Origin of the sequence: Sphingomonas sp. 4RDLI-65 (assembly GCF_049472435.1) — a bacterium.
Classification (GTDB): Bacteria; Pseudomonadota; Alphaproteobacteria; order Sphingomonadales; family Sphingomonadaceae; genus Sphingomonas.
Genome location: NZ_JBCEBT010000001.1, coordinates 879,228 through 895,685, shown reverse-complemented (window position 1 = coordinate 895,685; position 16,458 = coordinate 879,228). Strand labels below are relative to the sequence as shown.

12 protein-coding genes are annotated in these 16,458 nt (G+C 63.8%); 9 read left to right on the top strand and 3 right to left on the bottom strand.

All coding sequences use genetic code 11. The annotated features are described in order from the left end of the window. The first annotated feature begins 64 nt into the window (after window positions 1–64). The 8 genes from mdh to VH567_RS03880 all read left to right on the top strand — a co-directional run bounded on the left by mdh (window position 65) and on the right by VH567_RS03880 (window position 10,328). Entirely contained in the window at window positions 65–1,027 is a 963-nt protein-coding gene (gene mdh, locus VH567_RS03915; RefSeq protein ID WP_423323312.1) for a malate dehydrogenase, read from the top strand. Window positions 1,028–1,103: 76 nt separating this feature from the next. Continuing rightward, complete coding sequence (locus tag VH567_RS03910) at window positions 1,104–1,400, top strand: GIY-YIG nuclease family protein (protein ID WP_423323310.1); 297 nt, start codon at window positions 1,104–1,106, stop codon at window positions 1,398–1,400. Window positions 1,401–1,454: 54 nt separating this feature from the next. After that, window positions 1,455–2,339, top strand: a complete 885-nt coding sequence (gene sucD, locus VH567_RS03905) for a succinate--CoA ligase subunit alpha (protein WP_093396778.1) — start codon at window positions 1,455–1,457, stop codon at window positions 2,337–2,339. Between the two features lie 160 nt (window positions 2,340–2,499). Next, a complete protein-coding gene (locus VH567_RS03900) occupies window positions 2,500–5,433 on the top strand; it encodes a 2-oxoglutarate dehydrogenase E1 component (RefSeq protein ID WP_423323308.1) in 2,934 nt (977 codons plus the stop codon). 80 nt (window positions 5,434–5,513) lie between these two features. After that, complete coding sequence (odhB, locus tag VH567_RS03895; protein WP_423323305.1) at window positions 5,514–6,761, top strand: 2-oxoglutarate dehydrogenase complex dihydrolipoyllysine-residue succinyltransferase; 1,248 nt, start codon at window positions 5,514–5,516, stop codon at window positions 6,759–6,761. 179 nt (window positions 6,762–6,940) lie between these two features. Next, a complete protein-coding gene (locus tag VH567_RS03890; protein ID WP_423323303.1) occupies window positions 6,941–7,201 on the top strand; it encodes a DUF433 domain-containing protein in 261 nt (86 codons plus the stop codon). Beyond that, window positions 7,194–8,588, top strand: coding sequence for a dihydrolipoyl dehydrogenase (gene lpdA / locus VH567_RS03885; protein WP_423323301.1), 1,395 nt, complete (start codon window positions 7,194–7,196; stop codon window positions 8,586–8,588). Before VH567_RS03890 ends, lpdA begins: the two co-directional genes overlap by 8 nt. A 552-nt stretch (window positions 8,589–9,140) precedes the next feature. Next, window positions 9,141–10,328, top strand: coding sequence for a GGDEF domain-containing protein (locus VH567_RS03880; RefSeq protein ID WP_423323299.1), 1,188 nt, complete (start codon window positions 9,141–9,143; stop codon window positions 10,326–10,328). A gap of 32 nt (window positions 10,329–10,360) precedes the next feature. On the opposite strand, the gene VH567_RS03875 is transcribed toward VH567_RS03880, so the two are convergent. Together VH567_RS03875 and VH567_RS03870 are read right to left on the bottom strand one after the other, a co-directional pair. After that, window positions 10,361–10,912, bottom strand: coding sequence for a hypothetical protein (locus VH567_RS03875; protein WP_423323297.1), 552 nt, complete (start codon window positions 10,910–10,912; stop codon window positions 10,361–10,363). Between the two features lie 77 nt (window positions 10,913–10,989). Beyond that, the gene (locus VH567_RS03870) at window positions 10,990–11,886 is read right to left on the bottom strand and encodes an energy transducer TonB (RefSeq protein ID WP_423323295.1); all 897 of its coding nucleotides are present in this window, start codon (window positions 11,884–11,886) and stop codon (window positions 10,990–10,992) included. A gap of 216 nt (window positions 11,887–12,102) precedes the next feature. Here VH567_RS03870 and uvrA point away from each other — a divergent pair, with 216 nt between their 5' ends. Continuing rightward, the gene (gene uvrA / locus VH567_RS03865; protein ID WP_423323293.1) at window positions 12,103–14,997 is read left to right on the top strand and encodes an excinuclease ABC subunit UvrA; all 2,895 of its coding nucleotides are present in this window, start codon (window positions 12,103–12,105) and stop codon (window positions 14,995–14,997) included. A gap of 123 nt (window positions 14,998–15,120) precedes the next feature. Here the strand turns inward: uvrA and VH567_RS03860 are convergent, their stop codons facing one another. Beyond that, on the bottom strand, window positions 15,121–16,215 hold the full coding sequence (locus tag VH567_RS03860) for a hypothetical protein (RefSeq protein WP_423323291.1): 1,095 nt from the start codon (window positions 16,213–16,215) through the stop codon (window positions 15,121–15,123). Window positions 16,216–16,458: the final 243 nt, after the last annotated feature.

The window sequence follows — 16,458 nt, the reverse complement described above, 5'->3', positions numbered from 1 at the left end:
AGCGGGATAATGCGCGTAACCGGCGTCACCAATCACCCCGCACATCAGACGGAGACGGATTGGAATGGCTCGCAAGAAGATCGCGCTGATCGGCGCCGGTAACATCGGCGGTACGCTCGCGCACCTCGCAGCACTCAAGGGCCTTGGCGATATCGTCCTGTTCGACGTCGCCGAGGGCATCCCCCAGGGCAAGGCACTCGACCTTTCGCAGTGCGGCCCGGTCGAAGGCTTCGATTCGCAGATCACTGGCTCGAACGACTATGCCGACATCGCCGGCGCGGACGTCATCATCGTCACCGCCGGTGTAGCCCGCAAGCCCGGCATGAGCCGCGACGACCTGCTCGGCATCAACCTGAAGGTCATGAAGGCCGTCGGCGAGGGCATCAAGGCCAACGCACCCGACGCGTTCGTGATCTGCATCACCAACCCGCTCGACGCGATGGTGTGGGCGCTCCGCGAGTTCTCAGGGCTCCCGCGCCACATGGTCGTCGGCATGGCCGGTGTGCTCGATAGCGCGCGCTTCAGCCATTTCCTCGCCGACGAGTTCAAGGTCTCGGTCAAGGACGTCACCAGCTTCGTGCTCGGCGGCCACGGCGACACGATGGTCCCGGTCATCAGCTACTCGACGGTGTCGGGCATTCCGGTTCCCGACCTCATCGCGATGGGCATGTCGAGCCAGGAAAAGATCGACGCGATCGTCAAGCGTACGCGCGGCGGCGGCGGCGAGATCGTCGCGCTGCTGAAGACCGGCTCGGCGTACTACGCGCCGGCGACCAGCGGCATCGCGATGGCCGAGGCGTATCTGTACGACCAGAAGCGCGTGCTGCCGGCGGCGGCGTATGTGTCGGGCGAGTACGGCCTTACCGATCTGTACGTCGGCGTGCCGGTGGTGATCGGGGCTGGCGGCGTCGAGAAGATCGTCGAGATCAAGCTGGATGACGAAGCCAAGCAGAACCTCGCCGTGTCGGTCGATGCGGTGAAGGAGCTGATCGTGGCTTGCAAAGGTATCGATGGTTCGCTGAACTGATTCGAGGTTATTTGAGGTGAGGTAAGGATCGCACCACCCCGGCGAAGGCCGGGGCCCAATTGGGAAGGCCCCGCTGATGGAAGAACAGGCGTTCGTCTACATCATGGCAAGTGGGTTTAACGGTACGATCTACCTCGGCTCGACGCTGAACCTGGCGAAGCGCGTGTGGGAACACCGCAACGCCGTCGTCGCCGGGTTCACGAAGAAATACGACTGCAAGCTGCTCGTCTGGTATGAGTTAGCCGGTAGTTGGGAAGCCGCCCGGCAGCGCGAGCTGCACATGAAGGAGTGGAAGCGAGACTGGAAACTGCGTGAGATCAACGGTTTCAATCCCGCTTGGGACGACCTTTACGATTGCATCGCACTACCATGACCGCTTTCCCAATTGGGCCCCGGCTTTCGCCGGGGTGGTAAGGAACGAGACAAGATGAGCATCCTCGTCGACAAGAACACCAAGGTCATCACCCAAGGCATGACCGGCGAAACCGGCAGCTTCCATACCAAGGCGGCGCTGGAATACGGCACGCAGATGGTTGGCGGCGTTACCCCCGGCAAGGGCGGTACGACCCACCTCGACCTCCCCGTCTACAACACCGTCGCCGAAGCCAAGGCGATGACCGGCGCGACCGCGTCGGTCATCTACGTGCCGCCTCCCTTCGCCGCCGATTCGATCCTCGAGGCGATCGACGCCGAGATCGAGCTGATCGTCGCGATCACCGAGGGCATTCCGGTGCTCGACATGGTCAAGGTCAAGCGCGCGCTGTCGGGCTCAAAGTCGCGCCTCATCGGCCCGAACTGCCCCGGCGTGCTGACCCCCGGCGAGTGCAAGATCGGCATCATGCCCGGCTCGATCTTCAAGAAGGGCTCGGTCGGCGTTGTCAGCCGTTCAGGCACGCTCACCTATGAGGCCGTGTTCCAGACGTCGAATGCAGGCCTTGGTCAGACGACCGCAGTCGGTATCGGTGGCGATCCGGTCAACGGCACGAACTTCATCGACGTGCTCGAGCTGTTCCTCGCCGACGACGAGACCCAGTCGATCATCATGATCGGCGAAATCGGCGGCGACGCCGAGGAGCAGGCGGCACAGTTCCTCCGCGACGAAGCCAAGCGCGGTCGGTCGAAGCCGATGGCAGGCTTCATCGCGGGCCGTACGGCACCTCCGGGCCGTCGCATGGGCCATGCCGGCGCGATCGTGTCGGGCGGCAAGGGCGATGCAGAAAGCAAGATCGCGGCGATGGAAGCTGCCGGGATCCGCGTTTCGGAAAGCCCCAGCCTGCTCGGCGAGACGCTGCTGAGCGTGCTGAAGGGTTGAACTGACTACCCCTCTCCCGTTCGGGGAGAGGGAAGGAGCCGCTTCTTAGCGGCGGAAGGGTGAGGGCACGTGACCGCCCGTGCCCTCACCCTCCCACCCGCAAGTGCGGGCGGGCCCCTCCTTCTCCCCCGCGGGGAGAGGGACACTGAGGACGAGAACGATGGGCTACGAAGGCCAGGATTTCAGCGATATCGCAGCCGGCGTCAGCCCGGCGTTCGTGGAGACGCTCTACGCCAAGTTCAACGCGGACCCGGCCTCGGTCGAATCCGGTTGGCGCGCGTTCTTCGAGGGTCTCGAAGGCTCCGCGCAGGGCCCGAGTTGGGAGAGCGCGCGCTGGCCGCTCACCACCACGGATGACCTGACCGCAGCGCTCGATCCGACCCAGATGGAGCCCGCGCCCAAGCCGTCGAAGGGGAAACCAGCCCCCGCCGCAGCGGCACCTGCTCCCGTCTCGAAGGAAGAGATCGCTAAGGCCGCGGCCGACGCGATCCGCGCGCAGTTGCTCGTCCGTACCTACCGAGTCCGCGGTCATCTCGCCGCCAATCTCGACCCGCTCGGCCTGTCCAAGCGCGAGATGCCCGAGGACCTGAAGACCGAATATCACGGCTTCTCCGACGCCGACATCGACCGCAAGGTCTATCTCGGCGGCACGATGGGCTTCGAATGGGTCTCGATCCGCGAACTCGTCGACACGTTGCGCAAGAACTATTGCGGCAATGTCGGCCTCGAATACATGCACATCTCCGACGTCGAGGAGCGCCGCTTCCTCCAGGAGCGCATGGAGGGCCAGGACAAGGCGATCGAATTCTCCACCGACGGCAAGAAGGCGATCCTCACCAAGGTGATCCAGGCCGAGCAGTGGGAGAAATTCCTCGGCAAGAAATACGTCGGCACGAAGCGCTTCGGCCTCGACGGCGGTGAATCGATGATCCCCGCGCTTGAGAGCGTCATCAAGTATGGCGGCCAGATGGGTGTGCGCGAGCTCGTCATCGGCATGGCGCATCGCGGTCGCCTCAACGTGCTCGCCAACGTGATGGCCAAGCCGTTGCGCGTGATCTTCCACGAATTCGCCGGCGGTTCGGCAAACCCCGACGACATCGGCGGTTCGGGCGACGTGAAGTATCACCTCGGCACCAGCACCGATCGCGAGTTCGACGGCCACAAGGTTCACATGAGCCTGGTCGCCAACCCGTCGCATCTCGAAGCCGCCGACCCAGTCGTGCTCGGCAAGACCCGCGCGATCCAGACGCTCAACAACGATCTCAAGGATCACGTCGCGAGCCTGCCCGTGCTGATCCACGGCGACGCGGCGTTCGCGGGGCAGGGGATCGTCTGGGAGTGCCTCGGCTTCTCCGGCATCCGCGGCTACAACACCGGCGGCTGCGTCCACTTCATCATCAACAACCAGGTCGGCTTCACGACCTCGCCGCAGTTCGCGCGCTCGTCGCCCTACCCGTCGGATGTCGCCAAGGGCGTCCAGGCGCCGGTCTTCCACGTCAACGGCGACGATCCCGAGGCGGTCACCTTCGCGACCAAGATGGCGATGGAATTCCGCCAGAAATTCCACCGCGACATCGTCATCGACATGTGGTGCTATCGCCGCTTCGGCCACAACGAGGGCGACGAACCGTCCTTCACGCAGCCGCTGATGTACGACATCATCCGCAAGCACCCCGGCGTCTCGTCGGTGTACGGCGATCGCCTGATCAAGGAAGGCGTGATCGACCAGCCCTGGATCGACGAGAACGTGAAGGAATTTACGCTCCGTCTCGAGGGCGAGTTCGAAGCCGGGTCGTCGTACAAGCCTAACAAGGCCGACTGGTTCGGTGGTCGCTGGACCGGCCTCAGCGCGCCCACGGATGGCGCATCGGCACGGCGCAACGTCGAGACCGGGCTCAGCCAGAAGCTGTTCGATTCGCTCGGCCGCACGCTGACGACCGTCCCGGACAGCGTGAAGATCCACAAGACGCTCAACCGCGTGATCGATGCCAAGCGCGAGATGTTCAAGTCGGGCAAGGGCTTCGACTGGGCGACCGGCGAGGCACTCGCGTTCGGCGGACTGCTCTCGGAAGGGTATGGCGTCCGTCTGTCCGGCCAGGATTCGGGCCGTGGCACCTTCTCGCAGCGCCACGCGGTGTGGGTCGACCAGACCGACGAGCACAAGTACGTGCCGTTGCAGGAGATCGAACACGGTCGTTTCGAAGTGCTCGACAGCCCGCTCAGCGAGTACGGCGTGCTCGGCTTCGAGTACGGCTACGCGCTCGCCGACCCGAAGACCTTGGTCCTCTGGGAGGCGCAGTTCGGCGATTTCGTCAACGGCGCGCAGATCATGATCGATCAGTTCATCACGAGCGGCGAGTCCAAGTGGCTTCGCGCGAACGGCCTCGTGATGCTGCTCCCGCACGGCTATGAAGGGCAGGGACCGGAGCACAGCTCGGCACGTCCGGAGCGCTTCCTGCAGTCCTGCGCCGACGACAATATCCAGGTCGCGAACTGCACCAGCCCGGCGAACTATTTCCACCTGCTCCGCCGGCAGATGCACCGCAACTTCCGCAAGCCGTTGATCGTGATGACGCCGAAGTCGTTGCTGCGGCACAAGCTGGCCGTCTCGAACGCGGAGGATTTCCAGGGCGACAGCCACTTCCGCCGTCTGTTGTCGGATACCAATCCGGCCGCCGACGTCGATACGAAGCGTCTGGTCCTGTGCACCGGCAAGGTCGCGTACGACCTGATCGAGGCACGCGACGCGGCGGGCGACACCGACACGCAGATCGTCCGCGTCGAACAGCTCTATCCCTTCCCCGGCAACCCGATCGCCGAGCGCGTCGCACGGATGCCGAACCTGGAAGAGATCGTCTGGGCGCAGGAAGAGCCGAAGAACAACGGCTATTGGTTCTTCGTCGAGCCGCTGATCGAGGAGGCGCTGGCAACGGTCGACTCCCGCGTGAAGCGTGCGCGCTACGCCGGGCGCAACGCCTCGGCCTCGCCCGCGACCGGCCTGATGAAGCGTCACCAGGCCGAACAGGGCGCGCTCGTCGCCGACGCGCTCGGCCACAACGTCCGCGACGAAATCCGCCGCACCCGCGCATCGTAATCAACTCTGTTCCCCCGCGAAGGCGGGGGCCCAGTCTGGGTCCCCGCCTTCGCGGGGACACAAGGAAGTAGGCAGACACCATGGCAACCGAAGTCACCGTCCCCGTCCTGGGCGAATCGATCACCGAAGCAACCCTCGGCGAGTGGCTGAAGCAGCCCGGCGATCCCGTCGCGGTCGACGAGCCGATCGCCAGCCTCGAGACCGACAAGGTCTCGGTCGAGGTCCCGTCGCCAGTCGCCGGCGTCATGGGCCAGCACGCGGTCGCGGTCGGCGACACCGTGCAGGTCGGCGCGATGCTCGCCACGATCGACTCCGGTGACGGCGCTGCTGCGTCGGCTCCTGCGCCCGCACCCGCTGCGACGGCAACGCCCGCCGCGCCCGCCAAGGACGAGTCTGGCGCAGGGTACGGCGACCAGCCCGGCGCCGGCACCAGCGACTCCCCCGCTGCGCTCTCCCCATCGGTCCGTCGCGCGGTGCTCGAGCACGGCGTCGATCCCGGCACGGTCAAGGGCACCGGCCGTGACGGTCGCATCACCAAGGAAGACGTGACCGCCGCCGCGTCGAGCAAGCCCGCGCCTGCGCCGGCCGCAGCGCCCGCCCCGTCCGCAGCCCCCGCCGCCGCCTCGGGTCGCGGCGAAGAGCGCGTCCGCATGACGCGCCTTCGCCAGACGATCGCCAAGCGCCTCAAGGAAGCGCAGAACACGGCGGCCATGCTGACGACGTTTAATGACGTCGACATGACCGCGGTGATCGAGGCCCGCGCCAAGTATAAGGACCTGTTCGAGAAGAAGCACGGCGTCCGCCTCGGCTTCATGGGCTTCTTCGTGAAGGCCGCCACTATGGCGCTGCGCGATATCCCCTCGGTCAACGCGTCGATCGACGGCGACGACATCGTCTATCACGATTACGCCGACATCTCGGTCGCGGTCTCGTCGCCCGGCGGCCTCGTCGTTCCCGTGATCCGCGATGCCGACCAGATGTCGGTCGCGACGATCGAGAAGACGATCGGCGACTTCGGCAAGCGCGCCAAGGAAGGCGCGCTCAAGATGGACGAGATGAAGGGCGGTACCTTCACGATCTCGAACGGCGGCGTGTTCGGCTCGCTGATGTCGACCCCGATCATCAACCCGCCGCAATCGGCCGTCCTCGGCCTCCACCGCATCGAGGAGCGCCCGGTCGTCGTCAACGGCCAGATCGTCATCCGCCCGATGATGTACCTCGCGCTCAGCTACGACCACCGCCTGATCGACGGCCGCGAAGCCGTGACGTTCCTGGTGGCGCTCAAAAACGCGATCGAAGACCCGACCCGCATCCTGATCGACCTCTGAGGTCGATGAGCGACGGTACGATCTGAACGAAAAGAAGGTACACCAAAGGTATCGCATGACTTAAACCGTCATCCTGACGAAAGTCAGGATCCAGAGTAACGGGCGGAACCGCGTGTTGCTCTGGATCCTGGGTCGAGCCCAGGATGACGGAAAGTATCGTGAGGCAATCGGAGGTCGAGATGACAGCACCAGATCGAACGCCATGGGACGGTATCATCGTGACCGACTCGGATGTTTGCTTCGGCAAGGCTCGCATCGCCGGCACCCGAATGTACGTCGATCACCTCCTTGAGTTCATCGAGTATGGTGGTTCGATCGATAGCTATCTCGCGGATTATTCCCATATCACCCGGGCACAGTTGCAAGCTGCACTCGGGTTCACGCGCGATCTCGTTGCGGCGAAGCGCAATAAGTTAAAAGGTGAGTTGAGGCATGGCTGACTACGACTATGACGTCCTCGTGATCGGTGCGGGCCCCGGCGGTTACGTCGCGGCGATCCGTGCAGCGCAGCTCGGCCTGCGCACCGCCTGCGCTGAATCGCGCGAGACGCTCGGCGGCACCTGCCTCAACGTCGGCTGCATCCCGTCCAAGGCACTGCTCCACGCCTCCGAGATCTACGAGGAGGCCAAGGGCGGCCACATGACGAAGTTCGGCGTCGAGTTCACCGGCGTCACCCTGAACCTCGACCAGATGCACGCCGAGAAGGCCAAGGCCGTCAAGGAGTTGACCGGCGGCGTCGAGTTCCTGTTCAAGAAGAACAAGGTCACCTGGCTCAAGGGCAAGGCCGCGTTCCAGGACGCTCACACGGTGGAGATCGCTGGCCAGAAGGTCACCGCGAAGAACATCGTCATCGCAACGGGCTCCAGCGTCATGCCCCTCCCCGGCGTCGAGGTCGACCAGACGACCGTCGTCGACAGCACCGGCGCGCTCGCACTGCCGAAGGTGCCCGAGCACATGGTCGTCATCGGCGGCGGCGTGATCGGCCTCGAACTTGGGTCGGTCTGGCGTCGTCTCGGCGCCAAGGTCACGGTCGTCGAGTTCGTCGACCAGATCCTCCCCGGCTTCGATGGCGAAGTCCGCCGTGAGACCGCCAAGCTCTTCAAGAAGCAGGGCATGGAGCTGAAGCTCTCGACCAAGGTCACCGGCGTCACGGTCGCTGACGGCGTCGCGACCGTCACCGTCGAGCCCGCCGCGGGTGGCGCGTCCGAGACGCTGACCGCCGACGCGGTGCTCGTCTCGATCGGGCGGAAAGCGAACGTCGACGGCCTCAACCTCGAAGCCATTGGCCTTGAGCTCAACAAGCGCGGCCAGATCGAAACCGACCACTCGTTCCGCACCAAGGTCGACGGCGTCTGGGCGATTGGCGACTGCATCCCCGGCCTGATGCTCGCGCACAAGGCCGAAGACGAGGGCGTCGCGGTCGCGGAAAACATCGCCGGCCAGACCGGCATCGTCAACGAGGACGTCATCCCGAGCGTCGTCTACACGATGCCCGAGATCGCCGGCGTCGGCCTGACGGAAGAAGCGGCAAAGGAAAAGACCGAGATCAAGGTCGGCAAGTTCCCGTTCGCCGCCAACAGCCGCGCCAAGACTAACCGCGACACCGATGGCTTCGTGAAGATCATCGCCGACGCGAAGACCGACCGCGTTCTCGGCGTCTGGATCGTCTCGTCGCTGGCGGGAACGCTGATCGCCGAAGCCGCCATCGCAATGGAATTCGGCGCGACCAGTGAGGACATCGCCTACACGTGTCATGCGCATCCGACGCATGCCGAGGCAATCAAGGAAGCCGCGATGGCAGTGCAAGGCAAGCCCATCCACATCTAGCAAGTGCTAGATCTGGATCCAAAGGGCATGCCCGGCCGGCGGCGCTCCAGCGCCGACCGACGACAGGGGCTTTGCCCCTGTCCGGCCAAGCAAGACCGAATGTGATTTTGCAAGGGCGTCGGTGGTACTCCACCGGCGCCTTTTCCCGTTCCCGTTCCCGTTCCCGTTCGCGTTCGCGTTCGCCGTTCGCCGTTCGCGTTCGCCGGTCGCAGCGCGAAGGAGCAGATCATGGCGCGGGAAGCGATTGTAGCCGCGGTTCGCACCAAGTCCCATACCCGCGCTCAACCCCCTTTGTCTTGCCCGCCTTACTATCCGTCATTCCGGCGAACGCCGGGGCCCATGGCTACGGCGGACCCGGCGATACCGTGCTCCCATGGCCCACCCGCCACCATGGGTTCCGACGTCCGCCGGAATGACGGGAGGAATAGGGGACGGGTAAGAGCATGGATGATGGGGGAATATGATGGATGACCGCGGGAGTGCGATACCCACAACGAATCCTTAGCAAAGCTCGACTACTCGATCGCATAACGAACCAACAAGAAGGTCCCCGTGGCGCTCGATCTTACTACCCTCTACGTCGTCGCGGGCCTCGGCATGCTGGTCGCCGGACTGGTGCACCTCATCCCGGTCGCGACCGGCCGGTTCGGACGCTGGGCGACCTGGTGGGGCAGCGGTCACCTGATCGTCGGCTTGACCGCGCTCGTTGCGGTCCTGAACGATCGCATCGGCTTTGGCTGGGCCCCCAATATCGGCAATCCGCTGGCGGTGATGGGCTATGCGGTGATCACCGGCGCCGTGATGAAGTTCGACCGCCCCGACGCGCGGTTGACCCGGCTGCTGGCGATCGCCGCGGTCGTTGCGGCACCCTTGATGGTCTGCGGGGACGCCGCGCATTTCCATCTCCGCGTCACCTATCTCAGCGTCGTCCGTGCCGCCTTCGACATCGCCGTCGTGACCGTCGCGGTCCGCCTGGCCTGCCGCGAGGGGTTACAGACCGGCTGGATCATCGCGACGTTGTTTGCGATCACCGTTCCCCTGTTTCTCGGCCGCGCCTGGCTCGCCTATGACGATCGTATCGGCTCCCGCCTCATCGGCATGCAGGACAATCTCGGCGCGTGGCTCGCGGCAGGCCAGATCGCCTTCATCATCTTCCGCGCCTTCTCGCTGCTGATCCTCCAGGCGGAGCGTGGCCAGAACGCACTGCGCGACCAGATGGAGCGCGACTGGCTCACCGGCGCCCTCAACCGCGCCGGTTTCGACCGTATCGCCGCCGCACTCGCATACCGGGCGGCCGCACACCGGACGCCTGCGAGGCGCATCTCGGTGATGATGCTCGACGTCGACCGCTTCAAGGCACTCAACGATTCCCACGGTCACGCCGCCGGAGACGCCGCTCTGCGTACGCTCGCCGACATCGCGCATGCCGCGATCGGCAAGCAGGGGCACCTCGTCCGCTGGGGCGGCGACGAGTTCGTCTGCCTGCTGCCCGACCTGGCCATCGATCGGGCGCGCATGATCGGTACCGACATCGCCGGCCGGTTCGCTGACGCCATGGCAGCACAGGCCACCGCCGACGCGGCACCAGGCGTCAGCATCGGCGTCGTCGAAGGCGACATCGCCGGCGGCGCAGGCGATACCGGCGGAATCACCGACCTCATCGCCCGCGCCGATCACGCGATGTATATTGCGAAAGGCGACCGTCGCCGCACGCCAGTGGCCTTGTTCAAGGCAGCCTGACGGTCCCCGCGTCTACCGAGCCGCCTCGCGCGTCAGGACGCAGATGGATCCTTCTTGGGCGCAGCGCCGGTCGGCTTACCGAACCCGGCGAACAACCGTTCGAGCCCGACGGTTACCGAATCCAGCACCTTTGCCATTTCCGGGGGCAATGCAGGCGCATCGCTGCGGGGTGGTTCCGGCTTGTCTCCGGCAAACGGACCCGTCGAGCCGCGCGACGGCTGCGCGTCCGCGTCGGACTTCGGGGAAGCGACTGAGTCCGCCGGCGGCGGCGGGGCGGAAGGCGGGGCAGGGGGCGTCGGGTTAGGCCGTGCCGCCGTGGGCTTGGAGTCATGCTTAGAGATCGCACCGGCCGCCGCCATCAGTCCCGCCGCGATCATCTGACGACCGACCGGCGTGCCCATCTGGCGCGCGATCGCCGCGGCAATGCCCGCTAGCGGAGCGGTACCACCATGTTTGGAGCCCCCGGCATGCCCTTCGTCATGTCCGCAACCATGCTCGCCGCCATGTTTACCCGCAGCCTGCTCGTGCGCCTTGCGCTCCCGCTTGTCCTTCTTCTTGCCCATGTCGCCCTCGTGCTGATCCATCTGGTGTGTACGATAAAGATAATACACCAAAGCGGCAGCGCAACCCCGGCTAGTGGGGGGGCAGGGCTAGACCATGATCACTTGCCGCCGGACCATGTCCCCGGCAGCCGCCACGTGACCTTGCGCGTGCTGTGGCTGATCATCGGCTTGCCGTCGAAGCCAAGCGCCGGCGTGTATCGCGCGCGCGCGATGATCGCCCGGCAGGCCGCCTTGTCGAGTTCCACCTCGCCGCTCGTCACCACGGTGCGGCAATCGGCGGCGCGCCCGTCGAGGCCGATCGTCCAGAGGATCGTCGACGTCCCTTGCGCGCCCTTGCTGACCACGGTCATCGGATAGTCGTCGGTCGCAATCCAGTTTCCCTGGGATCCTGTCGCCTTGGCGGACTGGGCGATCCGCGAACGCTCGGTCGGATCGATACCCCATAGCTTGACCGTCGCATCGTTGCATTTGGCCAACGCCTCGAACGCCGCCTTCGCATTGGGCATCACGAATGCCCATCCGGGCATCTTCTCCGGCGAGACCCGCAGCACCGCAGCGGCTGGCCGCGTTCCAGCTGGCCCCGTCGTCCCTGGCCCCGTCTCGCTCGGTCCCCGGTCGCTTGGTAACGTCTCGAACAGCGCGATGTCGACGGGCATGCGCGTCATCCTTTTGCCCGTCGCCTGCGTCGGATAACTTTCGTATCGGCTCTCGTCGGATCGCTCTCCGGTCGCGCCGCCCGTGACGGCGATCCGGGCCTGTCCCAGCCGCATCGTCGCGTTTCGATCGTTGACGTAAACCATCAGTTCGAGCGTGGACCCCAGCGGCAGCTGGCGAAGCGCCAGCACCGTCTCCGCCTTGCCGGTGCCGTATGTCCGCCCGAGCGTGCAGGCCGTATCGCCGTAATCGACGTTCCACCGGCCCGAGGGCGTCATCGGCGCGGTCGAGGCAGGCTCGGCGATCGCGGCGGCGGCAGTCAGCGCCAACATCAGCGGCATCGGTCGAATCCCCTCATCATGCTCCCCTGACGTTCAGGTCAGCCCGCCGGTTGTCGCCAATCCGTCTCGGCGTTTCAAGCGGTGTTACAGTCCGTTGCGCCATCGCACGCGATCGATCTCGCGCGATTGATCGCACCGGATGAACTGGCACCCGGCCTCATGCATTCCTATCTCTCCCACTAGTCTCCCGATCAGAACAGAAGTAGAACCAGCCTCATGCTGACCAAGATTTCCGTACGCGGCGCGCGCGAGCACAACCTCAAGGACGTCGACATCGACATCCCCCGCGACACGCTGACGGTGATCACCGGGCTGTCCGGCTCGGGCAAATCGAGCCTAGCCTTCGACACGATCTACGCCGAGGGCCAGCGCCGCTACGTCGAGTCGCTCAGCGCCTATGCCCGCCAGTTCCTCGAACTGATGCAGAAGCCCGACGTCGACCATATCGAGGGCCTGTCGCCCGCGATCTCGATCGAGCAGAAGACCACGAGCCGCAACCCGCGCTCGACCGTCGCCACCGTCACCGAGATCTACGATTACATGCGCCTCCTCTGGGCGCGCGTCGGCATCCCGTACTCGCCCGCCACCGGCGAACCCATTGCGGCGCAGACCGTCAGCCAGATGGTCGACCGCGTCATGGCGCTCCCCGAAGGCACGCGCCTGTACCTGCTCGCCCCGGTAGTCCGCGGCCGCAAGGGTGAGTACCGCAAGGAACTCGCCGAGTGGCAGAAGGCCGGCTTCGCGCGCGTCCGCATCGACGGCGAGATCCACGACATCGACGAAGCCCCCGCGCTCGACAAGAAGTACAAGCACGACATCGAAGTCGTCGTCGACCGCTTGGTGGTAGGCGGCGAGATCGCCACGCGCCTCGCGGAAAGCTTCGAAACCGCGCTGAAACTCGCCGACGGCCTCGCCTATGTCGACCCCGCCGACCCGGTCGAACCGCACACGCCGAAATCGGAAATCCTCGGCAACAACGCCCCCGACGGCCGCATCGTGTTCAGCGAAAAATTCGCCTGCCCGGTCAGCGGCTTCACCATCTCCGAGATCGAGCCACGCCTGTTCTCGTTCAACGCCCCCCAGGGCGCATGCCCGGCCTGCGACGGCCTTGGCGAGAAACTGCTGTTCGACGAAGACCTCGTCGTCCCCAACCACATGCTCAGCATCAAGAAGGGCGCGGTCGTCCCCTGGGCGAAATCCAACCCTCCGAGCCCGTATTACATGCAGGTCCTCGGCAGCCTCGCACGCGAATTCAAGTTCGACATCGAGACGCCGTGGTCCGACCTCCCGCCGGAGGTCCAGAGCACCATCCTGCACGGCTCGAAGGGCAAGCCCGTCACGCTCACCTTCATCGACGGCAAGAAGAAGTACGACGTCTCCAAGCCATTCGAAGGCGTCATCGGCAACCTCAACCGCCGCATGCTCCAGACCGACTCCGCCTGGATGCGCGAGGAACTGAGCAAGTACCAGTCCGCCGCCCCCTGCGAAGTCTGCGGCGGCGCGCGCCTGAAACCCGAAGCGCTCGCGGTCAAGATCGCGATGAAGGACATCTCCTACGCCACGCATCTCTCCGTGGTCGACGCGCTCCAGTTCTTTACCGACATGCCGCAGCACCTCGGCGACCAGCAGAACGCGATCGCCGAACGCATCCTGAAAGAGATCGTCGAACGCCTCGGCTTCCTCAACAACGTCGGCCTCGACTATCTCAACCTCGACCGCACCAGCGGCACGCTGAGCGGCGGCGAAAGCCAGCGCATCCGCCTCGCGTCGCAGATCGGCAGCGGCCTGTCCGGCGTGCTCTACGTCCTCGACGAGCCTTCGATCGGCCTGCACCAGCGCGACAACGACATGCTCCTCAAGACGCTCCGCCGTCTGCGCGATCTCGGTAACACCGTGCTCGTCGTCGAGCATGACGAGGATGCGATCCGCACCGCCGACTACATCATCGACATGGGCCCGGGCGCCGGCGTCCGCGGCGGCCAGGTCGTCGCGCAGGGTACGCTGAAGCAGATCCTCAAGTCGAAGGGCAGCATTACCGCCGACTATCTCAACGGCACGCGCGAAGTCCCCGTGCCCGCGACGCGGCGCAAGGGCAACGGCAAGAAGCTCACCGTCCACAACGCCGTCGCCAACAACCTGCGCGGCGTCACCGCCAGCCTCCCCCTCGGCACCTTCACCTGCATCACCGGCGTCTCCGGCTCGGGCAAGTCGAGCTTCACGATCGACACGCTCTACGCCGCCGCCGCACGCGAGCTGAACGGCGCGCGCATCGTCCAGGGCAAGCACGACAAGATCACCGGCCTCCAGTATCTCGACAAGGTCATTGACATTGACCAGTCGCCGATCGGCCGCACCCCGCGCAGCAACCCCGCCACCTACACCGGCAGCTTCACGCAGATCCGCGACTGGTTCGCCGGCCTGCCGGAATCGCAGGCGCGCGGCTACAAGCCCGGCCGCTTCAGCTTCAACGTCAAGGGCGGCCGCTGCGAGGCGTGCCAGGGCGACGGCGTGCTCAAGATCGAGATGCACTTCCTCCCCGACGTCTACGTCACCTGCGACGTCTGCCACGGCGCGCGCTACAACCGCGAGACGCTCGAGGTGAAGTTCAAGGGCCATTCGATCGCCGACGTGCTCGACATGACGGTCGAGGACGCCGCCGAGTTCTTCAAGGCGGTCCCCCCGATCCGCGACAAGATGGCGATGCTGGTCGAGGTCGGCCTCGGCTACGTCAAGGTCGGCCAGCAGGCGACGACACTCTCGGGCGGCGAAGCGCAACGCGTCAAGCTCGCCAAGGAACTCTCGCGCCGCGCCACCGGCAACACGCTGTACATCCTCGACGAACCCACCACCGGGCTCCACTTCGAGGACGTGCGCAAGTTGCTCGAAGTCCTCCACGCCCTAGTGGAGCAAGGCAACACGGTCGTCGTGATCGAACACAATCTCGACGTCATCAAGACCGCCGACTGGGTGTTGGATCTTGGGCCGGAAGGCGGCGTCAAGGGCGGCGAGATCGTCGCGGAGGGAACGCCGGAGAAGGTGGCGAAGGCCAAGGGTAGCTTTACTGGGAAGTATTTGGCGCCGTTGCTGGAGAAGAGGTCGGCGGAGAAGTAACCCAAACTCCCGCTCCCTTTGGGCGCGGGAAGGGGCCCGCGCCGAAGGCGTGGGAAGGGTGAGGGCGCAAGGTCGGAGTTATGTGATAAGTACGCTTGGTTGCGTTAAGTGATGCGAGCGTTATCAAGCTTTTGTCAAAATATACGTCGCTAGAGATCCAATTACAGATCCGAGTACCCCGCCAACGACGCCAGCAAAAACCGCCGTAATATTGCTAAGCGCTTTTTGATTTCGTTCTTCGAAGAATTTCGCGACTTCAGAAAACTTACCCCATCGGTTTTCAGCAAATAGGGTTCGGTACTCATCAAAAAATGGGTTGAGCGGGCTCTGTGCTAAATTCGATGATCGAGCTGCTTCTGACAAAGCACTTTCTATGTCCATTCGAAATAACATTTCCTTAAAAACAGCGCTATTGATCGAATCAATAGTTTTTCGTTGTGTCCGCATTGAACGAAAGCGTGAAAGCGGCCCTTCATCATTTTTTGCGCTGAGCAACATTGTGGCATCGGCAGTGATTTCAGTATGCGACCGAATTGTTCGCCCTCTTAAATCGCTTAAGTGGTAAAAACTGGAAAATACATCGTCCAAATTCGCGGCATAAAACGCTCCGATTAGTGACGAGCCGGAGGGGCACACCAGTTCAATGTCGGAATATCCCCGTGTTGAATCCGATCGATCTCGGAGAAAATAACCCTCGTCGAGACTGCTCTCACTGATGGTGAAATTCGCGTGGAATGGGCTCGGTCCTATGCAATCGCATTTGAACGAATCGTCAGATAATCTCTTGTCAAGAAATTTACGAACAAGTGCGACTGCCATTGAGGGGGTGGCGTCGCCTTCTTCATCTGGCCAGTCATACGATACGATTGCGACAGGAAGTTCATAGCCGTAGACTATGTCAACATGAAGGTGCTCCACATCACACAACCTGATCGTCGTCTCTTGCACTCTGAAGGGTATATAAACGTCGAATGAAATTCTGGCGCGAGCCCCGTGCGGGATAGGCGTTGCTACTTGATAATCAAACTCGTCTACAACGGCAACATTGCCGTACTCGGTATCGATATCGTTAAATGTTACTCCTGAAATACTCTCTACAGTTTCAAGCCTATCTTTCACGTCGGTACAGAAAACATTGAAATTCTCAATTTCGGGCGGTATCTGCTCACCATCGAACTTATATCCGAAGTATATGCAGCCAATTCCAAAAACTTTCACACGTCTTCTCCGTGAGGGCGCTAAATGCGGAATTGACTAGCTATATTCTAGTCTTAGGCGATCCGATTCGGTAAGAGCGGCAGAGTAGCGACGTACCAACGTTTCGTACTCATCGCCTTCTAATAGGGTCCGGTCGGCGCCGAACGTATTACCGCGGATAACATCCAATATTCGAAAGCTCGCAGGGGATATATTGGGGAATGCCTGCTGCAAAATCCACAAACCTACACGCGCGGCTTCACC

Coding starts and splice junctions, on each gene's coding strand:
- VH567_RS03910 (WP_423323310.1), top strand. CDS start 1,104: ATGGAAGAACAGGCGTTCGTCTACATCATGGCAAGTGGGTTTAACGGT.
- mdh (WP_423323312.1), top strand. CDS start 65: ATGGCTCGCAAGAAGATCGCGCTGATCGGCGCCGGTAACATCGGCGGT.
- uvrA (WP_423323293.1), top strand. CDS start 12,103: ATGCTGACCAAGATTTCCGTACGCGGCGCGCGCGAGCACAACCTCAAG.
- VH567_RS03870 (WP_423323295.1), bottom strand. CDS start 11,886: ATGCCGCTGATGTTGGCGCTGACTGCCGCCGCCGCGATCGCCGAGCCT.
- sucD (WP_093396778.1), top strand. CDS start 1,455: ATGAGCATCCTCGTCGACAAGAACACCAAGGTCATCACCCAAGGCATG.
- lpdA (WP_423323301.1), top strand. CDS start 7,194: ATGGCTGACTACGACTATGACGTCCTCGTGATCGGTGCGGGCCCCGGC.
- VH567_RS03890 (WP_423323303.1), top strand. CDS start 6,941: ATGACAGCACCAGATCGAACGCCATGGGACGGTATCATCGTGACCGAC.
- odhB (WP_423323305.1), top strand. CDS start 5,514: ATGGCAACCGAAGTCACCGTCCCCGTCCTGGGCGAATCGATCACCGAA.
- VH567_RS03900 (WP_423323308.1), top strand. CDS start 2,500: ATGGGCTACGAAGGCCAGGATTTCAGCGATATCGCAGCCGGCGTCAGC.
- VH567_RS03875 (WP_423323297.1), bottom strand. CDS start 10,912: ATGGATCAGCACGAGGGCGACATGGGCAAGAAGAAGGACAAGCGGGAG.